This is a genomic window from Methylobacterium sp. E-041, assembly GCF_022829665.1.
In the GTDB taxonomy this organism is placed as follows: domain Bacteria; phylum Pseudomonadota; class Alphaproteobacteria; order Rhizobiales; family Beijerinckiaceae; genus Methylobacterium.
This window is the reverse complement of the sequence record NZ_JAKSYQ010000292.1, coordinates 177462-189351: the sequence shown is the minus strand read 5'-3', so window position 1 is coordinate 189351 and position 11890 is coordinate 177462. Positions and strand designations below refer to the sequence as shown.

At 70.8% G+C, this 11890-nt stretch carries 10 protein-coding genes; 9 read left to right on the top strand and 1 reads right to left on the bottom strand.

All coding sequences use genetic code 11. The features are described 5' to 3' along the window. Positions 1-1733 (bottom strand): cation:proton antiporter (locus MKK70_RS27860; RefSeq protein ID WP_243951184.1); only part of this gene is annotated, 1733 nt, incomplete at its 3' end. Positions 1734-2020: 287 nt separating this feature from the next. Here MKK70_RS27860 and MKK70_RS27855 point away from each other — a divergent pair. From MKK70_RS27855 to MKK70_RS27815, 9 genes are all read left to right on the top strand, one after another. Beyond that, on the top strand, positions 2021-3244 hold the full coding sequence (locus MKK70_RS27855) for an ATPase (protein WP_147726976.1): 1224 nt from the start codon (positions 2021-2023) through the stop codon (positions 3242-3244). Beyond that, positions 3241-3891 carry a hypothetical protein gene (locus MKK70_RS27850; protein ID WP_147726975.1) on the top strand — a complete coding sequence of 217 codons (651 nt, stop codon included), beginning with the start codon at positions 3241-3243 and terminating at the stop codon, positions 3889-3891. Before MKK70_RS27855 ends, MKK70_RS27850 begins: the two co-directional genes overlap by 4 nt. Positions 3892-4011: 120 nt before the next feature. Then, on the top strand, positions 4012-6765 hold the full coding sequence (locus MKK70_RS27845; RefSeq protein ID WP_243951182.1) for a hybrid sensor histidine kinase/response regulator: 2754 nt from the start codon (positions 4012-4014) through the stop codon (positions 6763-6765). Positions 6766-6854: 89 nt separating this feature from the next. Continuing rightward, complete coding sequence (locus tag MKK70_RS27840) at positions 6855-7337, top strand: chemotaxis protein CheW (RefSeq protein ID WP_147726973.1); 483 nt, start codon at positions 6855-6857, stop codon at positions 7335-7337. 43 nt (positions 7338-7380) lie between these two features. Then, positions 7381-7773, top strand: a complete 393-nt coding sequence (locus tag MKK70_RS27835) for a response regulator (RefSeq protein ID WP_147726982.1) — start codon at positions 7381-7383, stop codon at positions 7771-7773. Positions 7774-7873: 100 nt separating this feature from the next. After that, a complete protein-coding gene (locus tag MKK70_RS27830) occupies positions 7874-9043 on the top strand; it encodes a chemotaxis response regulator protein-glutamate methylesterase (RefSeq protein ID WP_409568334.1) in 1170 nt (389 codons plus the stop codon). Next, entirely contained in the window at positions 9040-9915 is an 876-nt protein-coding gene (locus MKK70_RS27825; protein ID WP_243951180.1) for a CheR family methyltransferase, read from the top strand. Before MKK70_RS27830 ends, MKK70_RS27825 begins: the two co-directional genes overlap by 4 nt. A gap of 174 nt (positions 9916-10089) precedes the next feature. Beyond that, entirely contained in the window at positions 10090-10728 is a 639-nt protein-coding gene (locus MKK70_RS27820) for a hypothetical protein (RefSeq protein WP_243951178.1), read from the top strand. Positions 10729-10885: 157 nt separating this feature from the next. After that, positions 10886-11887, top strand: coding sequence for an asparaginase (locus MKK70_RS27815; RefSeq protein ID WP_243951176.1), 1002 nt, complete (start codon positions 10886-10888; stop codon positions 11885-11887). The last annotated feature ends 3 nt before the right edge of the window (positions 11888-11890 follow it).

Here is an 11890-nt window from a genome sequence, read left to right as displayed (position 1 = left end):
TCCTTGCGCTTGAGCATCGCGCGGTACTCGTCGCGGCGCTCGTGGATCGAGGCGATGACGAGGCCCATCGGCACGCCGACATCCACCAGCACCGCCTCCGACAGCTGAAGCGAGGCCTCGATCGTCTCCGGCACCGCGTCGTCGACGCCGAGCTCGTAGAGCGCGGTCGCGTGCTTGGCGTCGCGGGCGCGCGCGACGATGGTCAGGTCCGCTCGCTCGGCGCGGGCGGCCATCACCACCGCCTCGACCGCGTGCGGGTTGTCGAGAGTCACCACCAGCGCCCGCGCGGTGGCGATGTCGCAGCGGCGCAGCAGCTCGGTGTTCGAGGAATCGCCGAAATAGACCGGCTTGCCGAGCCGGCGCTGCTCGGCGACGCGGGCGGCGTCCGCGTCGAGGGCGAGGTAGGGGATCTTGTGGCGGGCCAGCATCTCGCCGACCTGCCGACCGACCCGGCCGTAGCCGGCGACGATGACCCGGTCCTGCTGCTTGTCCGGCGGCGGGTCGGCCCGCACCCGCCCGGCCTGGTTCTTCGAGGCGCGCTTCCCGATCCGCCGGCCGAGCGCCGCGAGGCCCGGGATCATGATCATCGTCACGGTGGTGACGATCAGCGCCGCGCCCCCGACCGGCTCCGGCACCAGGCCGCCGGCCATCGCGCCGCCGATCAGCACGAAGGCGAACTCGCCGCCCGGCCCGAGCAGCATCGCGGTCTCTAGGGCGACGGCGCGGGAGAGCTTGAGCGCGGGCGCCGCCATCACCACGACCGCCGCCTTGATGAACAGCAGCGCGAAGGCGAGCCCGAGGATCGCGCCGGGCGCCGCCAGCAGCTGCGCGGGATCGAGGTTCATCCCCACGGAGACGAAGAACACCCCGAGCAGGAGCCCCTTGAACGGATCGATCGTGGCCTCGATCGCCCGGCGGTACTCGGTCTCGGCGAGCAGCAGCCCGGCGACGAAGGCGCCCAGCGTCATCGACAGGCCCGAGGCGGCCGCCGTCAGCGCGGTCGCGACGATGACGAGCAGGCAGGCCGCCATGAACAGCTCGGCCGACTTGGTGCGCGCCACGAGGTGGAACAGCGGCCGAAGCGCGAGGCGGCCGGCGACCACGATCAGCACCAGGGCGATCGCCGCCTGGGCGAGAGCCAGAGCCAGCGCGCCGCCCATGTCGGCGCCGTCGCTGCGGCCCGACACCGCGATCGCGAACAGGACCGGCGCCACGGCAAGGTCCTGGAACAGCAGCACCGCGAAGCTCGCGCGCCCGGCCGGCGTGTTCAGGCGGCGCTGCTCGGCCAGCACCGGCAGCACCACGGCGGTGGAGGACAGCGCCAGCGCGATGCCGACGATCACCGCGCCCGCCAGCGGGACCTTCAGCCCGAACAGGATCGACCCGATCACCAGGGCCGAGCAGATCACCTGGATCGAGCCGAGGCCGAAGACCAGGCGCCGCAGCGTGCGCAGCCGCTCCCAGGACAGCTCGACGCCGATCATGAACATCAGGAAGATCACGCCGAACTCGGCCAGATGCGCGATCTCGGTGCGGTTGCCGATCGTGAACAGCGAAACCCAGTGGAACTGGTCGGCGAAGCGGCCGAGCCCGAACGGCCCGAGGAGCGCGCCGGCCCCGATGAAGCCCAGCACCGGGCTGATGCGCAGGCGATGGAAAAGCGGCACCACCACGCCCGCGGTGACGAGGAACAGGATCGCTTCCTTGTAGGAGCCGGCATGGACGTCGGGCATCGGCGGTCGGTTCGAACCTCTTGGTCGGGTGGCGCTGCTTTGGGTCGCCGCGATCATGCGAGTTGGGCGCCGCGCGAGCAACCTCGAAACGCCGCCGCGGCGCGATTGGACGGCCGCCCCGCCCAAATTCGCGACTTCGAAGTGAGGCATTTGCGCCACCCCGGATGCGGTTCCGGTGGATGGCCGCCATGCGGCCCAAATTCGGCACAATGCCCGCTTAGCGAAAACGATTAACGAACGGTTACGCTCAACCGCGCGTCGCATACGATCCGAGCTTAGAGAGCCCCATGCGAAAGATGCCCCCGAGCCGGGAGGTCCAGCGCGAGCGCCGTGCCTGGGCCATCGAGTCCGACAGGTGGACGCACGAGCGCCATGTCGAGAAGGGCTATCGCATCAAGTGGGGCTACGTCGCGATCGCCTACCTCGTCGAGTTCATGGTCATCGGCGCCTCGCTCTGGGGCGCCTGGCTGTTCGCGGCGGTCTACAGCGACGGCGACAACCACGCCTTCTACTTCATGCTGCTGGCGCCGCTGGTCTACGCCGCGGTCGAGCTGTGCCGCGTGCCGCTCGGCATCCTGGCGCGGACGCAGCGCTCGTACTTCATTCGCGCGCTCGCGGTCGTCGGCATCATCTTCGCCGCCGGCGTGACAACGAAGTCGGTCTCGCAGCTCGGCGAGATGATGTTCCATCCCCGCCTGATGGAGGCCTCCAAGACCAAGACCGCGCTCAAGGACGCGCAGGCCGACCGGAGCACCATCGACAACCGCATCGCCTCGGCCGACGCCCGGGTCGCGCAGTACACGACCGAGCTCGACCAGATCGAGAAGCGCGCCGCGGACAACGCGGCGCAGCTCTCGGCGCTGCCGGCGCAGCGCTGCGAGAAGGTGTTCGGCACCAACAGCCGCGGCGTGCGCTACCAGAACCTGAAATGCGTCACCGACCCGCGCACCGCCACGCTCTCGTCGAGCGTCGCCAAGGCCTCGGCCGATCGCGGCGTGCTGACCAAGGATCTCGAGGAGGCGCGCAAGGCCCGTGCGCAGCTCGACCGCGGCGCCGCCGAGCGCAAGGTCGCAGACGCCGAGCAGGCCTACCGCAACGCCGTGAACCGCTCGCAGCTGCACTCCTTCACGGCGATGGTCTACGGCGTCGATCCGATCGACGTGTCCGAGCAGCAGGTGCACGCCTTCCTGCGCATCTTCGTGTTCCTACCGGCCCTCTGCGCCGCCTTCGCCTCGACGATCCTCGCGCTCTGCGCTGTCTCGGTGCGCAAGACCTTCATGGACGAGGACGACCTCGGCGCCGCCGTGAACCCGGAGGCGACGCCCTACATGCTGGAATCGATCACCGAAGCGCTGAAGCAGAACCTCGAGCCGGTGCTGCCGCGGCAGAACCGTGAGGCGGCGACGGGCGCGGTGATCCCGATCAACCGCCCGGCCACGGGGATCGCCCCGGGGATCGCGGCCGCGAACCAGCCGAACCTTCCGGCCGCCAGCGCGGGAGCGGGCGCATGAGCTACGTCGCGCAGGGGTCGCCGGAGAACATCGCGCTCGCGCAGCAGGTCAACGGCCGGCTGCGGGCGGAATCCCGCATCGTCTTCGCCCGCGCCTTCCTGTTCCGGGCGGCCGGGGCGGGGATCTTCACCGCGCTGGCCGGCATCGGCATCGGCGCGGCGGCCTACGGCTGGGCCACGATGAACCAGTTCGACACCGCCGCCGAGAAGATCGCCGCGGCGATGCAGGCGGCGCTCTCCGACGTCACGCTCAAGACCAAGGGCGAGGTGACGCTGACCGACAACGTGCTGAAGCTCGAAGGCGGCCTGCCGAAGGCCGCCGGCGCCCCGACGCCGACGAAGGCGCAGCTCGGGGCCGACGCGGCGCCGGCTTCGAAGGCGATCGTCAACACAACCTTCACCGTGTTCAAGCAGGTGCCCTATCTCGACGGGCAGATCGTGACCGGCTGGAACTTCAAGGACAGCGCCGACCAGCCCTACCAGCAGTACTGCTACTTCTCCCGGCGGTCCAACGAGTCGAAGGGCCAGGTGGAGATCAAGATCGATCTCGCGATGGACGGTAAAACCCTGCCGCAACCGCAAAAATCGGACGTGAATCTTGCGATCCTCGCCTCGAACTGCGTCTGGCACGACGGCAAGTCGCTGTAACGCAGGACGACACGACGCCATCGCACGAAAAAACGGGTCCGAGGAAACGCTTCCCTAACCGCTCGCGCGCCAGGATGCGTCTGCACGAACGTGCGTGCAGACGTGATCCGAGTACCGCCGATGGACGACCTTCTGCGCGAGTTTCTGACTGAGAGCGGCGAGCATCTCGACACCGTCGACACGGAACTCGTCCGGTTCGAGCAGGATCCGAACAACGAGACGATCCTCCGGAATATCTTCCGCCTCGTGCACACCATCAAGGGAACCTGCGGCTTCCTCGGCCTGCCGCGGCTGGAAGCACTGGCGCATGCCGCCGAGACCCTGATGGGTCGCTTCCGCGACGGTCTCGCGGTGACCAGCCCGGCCGTCAGCCTGATCCTCGCGACGCTCGATCGCCTGAAGCTCATCCTCGCCGACCTCGAAGCCACCGGGACCGAGCCCGCGGGCAGCGACGCAGACCTGATCGAGGCGCTGGAGCGCATGTCGCTCGGCACGCCCGAGGCCGCCGCAGCTCCCGAGCCCAAGATCGCCGAGGCCAAGCTCCCGGAGCTTAAGATTCCGGAGCCGAAGCTGCCCGAGATCGTCGTGCGCGAGAGCAAGCCCGGCGAGGTCTCGCTCGAGGACCTCGAAGCCGCGTTCCTCGCGGCCCCCGGCCCCGACGATGCCCCCTCCGCCTGGATGCCCGAGCCGGCGCCGATCGCTCAGGCACCGGTCGCCCCGGCTCCGATCGCACAGGCACCGGCGGCCCCCGTGCAGGAAGCTCCGGCCCCGGTCGCGAAGGCCCCGGTGTCGGGCGATGCGCCGGCCGAGGCCCCCGAGGGCGGCCTGGCCAAGATGCAGACCATCCGGGTGAACGTCGACACCCTCGAGCACCTCATGACGATGGTGTCCGAGCTGGTGCTGACCCGCAACCAGCTCCTCGAGATCGCGCGCAAGCACGAGGATTCGAGCTACAAGGTCCCGCTGCAGCGGCTCTCCCACGTCACGGCCGAGCTGCAGGAAGGCGTCATGAAGACGCGCATGCAGCCGATCGGCAACGCCTGGCAGAAGCTGCCGCGGGTGGTGCGCGACCTGTCGAGCGAGCTCGGCAAGCAGATCGACCTGGTGATGCTCGGCGCCGAGACCGAGCTCGACCGGCAGGTCCTCGAGGTCATCAAGGACCCGCTGACCCACATGGTCCGGAACTCGGCCGACCACGGCCTCGAATCGACCATGCAGCGGATCTCGGCCGGCAAGCCGGCCCGCGGCTCGATCCGCCTCTCGGCCTACCACGAGGGCGGGACCATCACGATCGAGATCGCCGACGACGGCAAGGGCCTCGATCTCGTCGCGATCCGGAAGAAGGCCGTGGAGCGCGGGATCGCGACCCAGGCCGACGTCGAGCGCATGACCGACGCGCAGGTCGCCAAGTTCATCTTCGACGCCGGGTTCTCCACCGCGGCCGCCGTCACCTCCGTGTCCGGCCGCGGCGTCGGCATGGACGTGGTGAAGACCAACATCGAGACCATCGGCGGCGTGATCGACATCGCCACGCAGAAGGGCGTCGGCACCACCTTCACCATCAAGATCCCGCTGACGCTGGCGATCGTCGCCGCCCTCATCGTCCGGGCCGGCGAGAGCCGCTTCGCGGTGCCGCAGCTCGCGGTGCTCGAGCTGGTGCGCGTCGACGCCACCGCGCCGCAGCGGATCGAGCGCATCAACGATGCGCCGGTGCTGCGCCTGCGCGAGCGGCTGCTGCCGATCGTGACCCTCAAGGGCCTGCTCGGCCAGGACGACACCGGGACCGAGACCGGCTTCGTGGTCGTGGCCCAGGTCGGGCGCCAGCGCTTCGGCATCCTCGTCGACGAGGTCTTCCACACGGAGGAGATCGTCGTGAAGCCGATGTCCTCGAAGCTGCGCCACATCCCGCTGTTCGCCGGCAACACCATCCTCGGCGACGGCGCCGTGGTGCTGATCGTCGACCCGAACGGCATCGCGCGGCAGGTCAGCCAGGGCGCGCAGGGCGGCGGCCCGATCGAGGCCGAGGCCGAGGCGGCCGAGCTCGGCGACCCGAAGACCACGCTCCTCGTGTTCAAGGGCGGCGCGGGCAGCTTCAAGGCGGTTCCGCTGTCGCTCGTCACGCGGCTGGAGGAGATCGACGCCGGCAAGGTCGAGTGGCTCGGCGGCCGTCCGCTGATCCAGTATCGCGGCCGGCTGATGCCGCTGGTCCCGGCCGACGAGGCCATCGCGATCCGCACCGAGGGGACGCAGGCGCTGGTGGTGTTCTCCGACGGCGACCGGGCGATGGGCCTCGTGGTCGACGAGATCGTCGACATCGTCGAGGAGCGCCTCGACATCGAGATCGCGGCCGAGCGTTCGGACCTGATCGGGTCGGCGGTGCTGCGCGGCCGTGCCACCGACATCATCAACATCGCCCACTTCCTACCGCTGGCCTACGACGACTGGGCGCGCGGCGCGAAGGCGGCCTCGGCGAAGACCGCCACGCTGCTGCTCGTGGACGATTCGGCCTTCTTCCGCGACATGCTGAGCCCGGTGCTGAAGGCCGCCGGCTACCGCGTCGTCACGGCGCCCGGTGCCGAGGAGGCGCTCGCCATCCTCCAGGCGGATGCGCGGATCAGCGTCGTGGTGACCGACCTGGAGATGCCGGGCCGCAGCGGCTTCGATCTCGTCGGCGCGATGCGGGCGGGCGACCCGCGGGTCGCCGGCCTCCCGGTGATCGGCCTCACCGGCACCATCGGGGCCGATGCGGTCGAGCGGGCCCGCACCCTCGCGATCAGCGACCTCGTGGCGAAGTTCGACCGCAGCGGCCTCGTCGCGGCGCTCGCCGAGCTCGATGCCGCGCCGAACGCGGCGCTCCGCGCCCACGCCGCCTGAGACCGGCCCGTTCCGACGGTGCCGCGCCGATCCCGGCGCGAACCGACCATCCTGGTTTGACGGCGCCGCGACGCCGGGGAGACACCACCATGCAGGCTGCCAACAGCAACGCCACGGAGGCGGGAACGACCCAGGACTTCGTGACCGTCTTCGTCGGCGACACGATGTTCGGGCTCGCCATCGACCGGGTGCACGACGTGTTCATCCCGGCCGGCGTCACGCCGGTGCCGTTGAGCCCACCCGAGATCGTCGGCCTGCTGAACCTGCGCGGACGCGTCGTCACCGCGATCTGCCTGCGCCGCCGGCTCGGCCTTCCGGCCGCCGAAGGTGCGGCGCGCATGGCGATCGGCCTGGAGCAGGGCGGCGAGACCTTCGCCCTCGTGGTCGACGGCGTCGGCGAGGTGCTGAAGCTCGGCGTCGAGACGCACGAGCCGGTGCCGATCAACCTGGATGCCCGCTGGCGCGACCTCGCCCTCGGAGTCCATCGCCTCGACGGCCGGCTGCTCGTCATCCTCGACGTCAACGCGCTGCTGGTCTTCGCGTCCGAACGCGCCGGCGCGACCGCAGCGTGACGTCGCCGACAGCAAAGAGCCGAGAGGGCAAGACGCCGTGACCATCGCTTCAGCCGAAACCCGCACCTGCCTCGTGGTCGACGATTCCGCCGTGATCCGGAAGGTGGCGCGGCGGATCATCGAGACGCTCGGCTTCGACGTCTCGGAAGCCGAGGACGGCAGCGACGCCCTGCTGCGCTGCGCCGAGGCGATGCCCCAGGTCATCCTGCTCGACTGGAACATGCCGAACATGGACGGCTACGCCTTCCTCCAGGCCCTGCGCCAGCGGCCCGACGGCAACGGCCCGAAGATCCTGTTCTGCACGACCGAGAACGACGTCGGCGCCATCGCCCGGGCCCTCCGGGCGGGCGCGGACGAGTACATCATGAAGCCGTTCGACCGCGACATCCTGACGGCCAAGCTCGAGCAGGTCGGCGTCGTCCAGGCCGCGGCCTGACGCAGGCCCGATCCGGCTGCCCGCGTCGGCTCGGTCGAGCCGGCTGGACCGCGACGTCGAACGACCCCCACTCCCCCATCGTCATTGGGATGCCGAACCCATGCTGGCCGCCAACCCGAGCCTCGCGCCCAAGCCGTGGGCGACCGCGTCCGTGCCGATCAAGGTGCTGATCGCCGACGACTCGGCCGTGGTGCGCGGGCTCGTCGCGCGCTGGATCGGCGAGGCCGGCTTCACCGTCGTCGGCACCGCCTCGAACGGCCGCATCGCCGTGGAGATGATGACGCGGCACGATCCGGACGTAGTGCTGCTAGACATCGACATGCCCGAGCTCGACGGCACCGAGGCGCTGCCGCGCATGCTCGCGGCCAGCCCGACCGTGCAGGTCGTGATGATGTCGACGCTGACGACGCGCAACGCCGACATCTCGCTCAAGTGCCTCGCCCTCGGCGCGGTCGACTATCTCGCCAAGCCCGAGAGCAACCGCGGCGTCACCACCTCCGACGCCTTCCGCGCCGACCTCGTGGAGCGGGTGCGGCTGTTCGGCGCCGCCCGCGCCCGCCGCCGCGGCCCGGCGCCGGCCCCGATCGCGCCCGGCGCCGCCCCCTCGCCGATGCCGGCCCCGGCAGCGCCGCGCCCGAGCGCCCCGGTCACCCTGCGCCCGAAGGCCCGCACCGGCCTAGCGCCCCGCGTCCTTCTCGTCGGCGCCTCGACCGGCGGCCCGCGGGCGGTCGGCGAGATGCTCGAGAAGATCGGCGCGGCGACGCTGCGCCGGCTGCCGATCCTGATCGTCCAGCACATGCCGCCGATCTTCACCGCGGTCTTCGCCGAGCACCTCGCCACTCGCACCGGACTCGTCGCGGCCGAGGGCAAGGCCGACGAACGGCTCGAGCCCGGGCGGATCTACGTCGCGCCGGGCGGGCGCCACATGGGCCTGACGGGGGGGGGCGGCCGAGAGCCGGTGATCCGCCTCGACGACGGACCGCCGGTGAACTTCTGCCGGCCGGCCGTGGACGTCCTGTTCAAGGACGCCGCCGCCTTGTTCGGGGGCGCCACCCTCTCCGTCGTGCTCACCGGCATGGGCTCGGACGGCACCCACGGCGCCCGCGCGCTGTGCGAGGCCGGCGGCGCCGTGCTCGCACAGGACGAGGCGACGAGCACCGTCTGGGGCATGCCCGGCAGCATCGCCAAGGCGGGGCTGGCCCAGGCCATCCTGCCGCTTCCCGAGATCGGCCCTGCGCTGCGCGCCATGATCACGGGACAGACGGCATGACCGAGCTCGAATTCGATTTCCTGCGCGCCTATCTCAAGCAGCGCTCCGGCCTCGCGCTCACCCCCGAGAAGCGCTACCTCGTCGAGAGCCGGCTCACCCCCGTCTGCCGCCGCTTCGGCCTCGCCACGCTGCGCGACCTCGTCGGCACCTTGAAGATCTCGCGCGATTCGTCGATCGAGAAGGCGGTCGTCGAAGCGATGACCACCAACGAGACCTTCTTCTTCCGCGATCGGACGCCGTTCGATCTGTTCCGCGACGTGCTGCTGCCTCAGGCGATGGCGCGCCGTGCCGGCCAGCGCCGGCTGCGCATCTGGTGCGCGGCGGCCTCGACCGGCCAGGAGCCGTATTCGCTCGCGATCCTGCTGCAGGAAGCTGGCGCCAAGCTTGCCGGCTGGCAGGTCGAGATCGTCGCGACGGACCTGTCCACCGAGGTGATCGAGAAGGGCAAGCTCGGGCTCTACAGCCATTTCGAGGTGCAGCGCGGGCTGCCCGTGCAGTGGCTGCTGAAGTACTTCACCCAGATCGGCGAGCAGTGGCAGATCGCCCCGGCCCTGCGCGCGACGATCGATTACCGGCCGCTCAACCTGCTCAACGGCTTCGAGGCGCTCGGCTCCTTCGACGTGATCTACTGCCGCAACGTGCTGATCTACTTCGATACGCCGACCAAGGCCGACATCCTCGGGCGGCTCGCCGAACGGCTTGCACCCGAAGGCGCGCTTCTTCTCGGCGCGGCCGAGACGGTGATCGGCCTGACTGACCGGCTGAGCCCGAACCCGCAGCATCGCGGCCTCTACGGCGTGGCGCAACCGGCCCTGCGCACGGCGCCTCCGCTCCCCGCCGCGTTCCCGCAATTGCGGGTCGCCGCCCGCTGACTCGGGCGAGCATCACAGTACGATTTACGCTGCGGGAGGAGGGGGGAACGGCCGCTGGGCGCCGCTGGAAACATACCGAAACATTAAGGCGAACAGATCCTTAACCGTGGCGTGGGCACTTTGCACACGGACCCGCGGCCGGGCGTTTCCGGCAGCTTCACGGGAAAGCCGCCCATGAGTTCGATCTCCAGCACCACCGCCTCGCAGATCCAGGCGCCGCAGCGCCCGGCGCACGCCCACAAGAACCGGGTCGCCTCCGAGATCGACAGCGAGGCCTCGGCCGGCACCATTTCCGCGACCGACGCCACCGCGCTCACCAGCGCCCTCGACTCGATCGACGCCAGCCTCAAGTCCGGCGAAACCGCGAACGGTGCCGCGTCGGCATCGTCGAGCACCTCCGCCGCGTCGCGGCTCGACCCGTCCCAGATCAAGAGCCGCATCGACGGCCTGATCGCCGACCAGGTCACCAACGGAACGCTGACCAGCGACCAGGCGGCGACGTTGACGTCGCTGTTCGCCAAGGGAGGCGCGAAGGGCGAGGCAAAGGATGGCGGGGTCGGCGGTGCGGGCGGCCCGCCCCCGGGACCGCCCTTCGGCGCGGCGCCGGACGGCAACGACCTGTCCGATGCGTCGAGCGCGGATCCCGACGCCTCGGCCTCAGGCAGCACCAGCACCGCGTCGACGAGCGATCTGCTGGCGAGCTTCATCAAGCAGCTCCAATCGACGCAGGCGAGCGCGACCGGCTACGCGTCGAGCGGGACTTCCAGCACGAGCAGCAACGCCTCGGCCCTCGTGCTCGACTTCCGCAGCTGAGCCGCATCGGCGCGCGCGGTGTCGCCATCCTCGGGGCGAGCGAGCCGGCACCGCGTCCTCGCCCGACACATCGTCCGTCCCCGGCGATGCCGCGAGACAACCGCCGGCCTCAGCGGGTAGGACGCGGTCTCGACGCGAAGCGAGCAGGAGACATTCGATGACGGCAAGGCCGAAGGTCGCGTTCATCGGCACCGGCGGGACGATCTCGTCGCTCGGTCGCGATTCCCTCGACATCCTCGACTACACCGCGACCGGGAACCGCCTGGAGGCGCAGGCGATCCTCGATGCCGTGCCGGAGGTGGGCGCGGTCGCCGAGATGGTGCCGGTCGCCTTCCGCGCCGTGCCGAGCCCGGCGATCGGCTTCGCGGAATGGCGCGACCTGGCGACGACCTGCGAACGCCTCGTCGCGGAGCATCGCGACCTCGCCGGCATCGTCATCGGGCACGGCACCGCCACCCTCGAGGAGACCGCCTACGCCCTGAGCCTGACGCTCACCGTCGACGTCCCGGTGGTGCTCGTCGGGTCGCAGCGGCCGATGAGCGCCCTGTCGAGCGATGCCGGGCTCAACCTCGTCGCGGCGATCCGCACGGCGGCGTCGGCGCAGTCCCGCGGGCGCGGCGTCCTCGTCGTCCTCAACGACGAGATCCAGGCGGCGCGCGAGGTGACCAAGACCTCGGTCGCCCGGCTCCAGACCTTCCGGACGCCGGATTTCGGGGTGCTCGGCCACGTCGACGGCGCCTCGGTGCAGTACTACCGGCGCTCGGAGCGGAGCCACGCTCCGGGAACGCCCTTCGACATCCGCGCGCTCGAAGCGCTGCCGCGGGTCGACGTGTCCTACGGCTATGCCGACGCGGACGGCACGGCGGTGCGGGCCTTCCTTGCGGCCGGAGCGCAGGGCATCGTCTCGGCGGGGCTGGCGCCGGGCATGACGCCGCCGCGCGAAGCCGACGCCCTCGAGCAGGCCGCCGCCGCCGGCATCGTCGTGGTGCAGTCGACCCGGGCGGGCAGCGGCGTCGTCCCGCTCACCACCCGCCTGAGGGAGCGCGGCATCCTCAGCGCCGACAACCTGACGCCGCAGAAGGCCCGCATCCTGCTCGCGCTCGCCCTGACGGTGACGCGCGAGCCCGCGGAGATCGCGCGGATGTTCGCCACCTACTGAGAC

Excerpts from the sequence above, each read along its gene's own strand:
- MKK70_RS27855 (WP_147726976.1), top strand. The coding sequence starts at position 2,021 with ATGCGAAAGATGCCCCCGAGCCGGGAGGTCCAGCGCGAGCGCCGTGCC.
- MKK70_RS27850 (WP_147726975.1), top strand. The coding sequence starts at position 3,241 with ATGAGCTACGTCGCGCAGGGGTCGCCGGAGAACATCGCGCTCGCGCAG.
- MKK70_RS27845 (WP_243951182.1), top strand. The coding sequence starts at position 4,012 with ATGGACGACCTTCTGCGCGAGTTTCTGACTGAGAGCGGCGAGCATCTC.
- MKK70_RS27840 (WP_147726973.1), top strand. The coding sequence starts at position 6,855 with ATGCAGGCTGCCAACAGCAACGCCACGGAGGCGGGAACGACCCAGGAC.
- MKK70_RS27830 (WP_409568334.1), top strand. The coding sequence starts at position 7,874 with ATGCTGGCCGCCAACCCGAGCCTCGCGCCCAAGCCGTGGGCGACCGCG.
- MKK70_RS27825 (WP_243951180.1), top strand. The coding sequence starts at position 9,040 with ATGACCGAGCTCGAATTCGATTTCCTGCGCGCCTATCTCAAGCAGCGC.
- MKK70_RS27820 (WP_243951178.1), top strand. The coding sequence starts at position 10,090 with ATGAGTTCGATCTCCAGCACCACCGCCTCGCAGATCCAGGCGCCGCAG.
- MKK70_RS27815 (WP_243951176.1), top strand. The coding sequence starts at position 10,886 with ATGACGGCAAGGCCGAAGGTCGCGTTCATCGGCACCGGCGGGACGATC.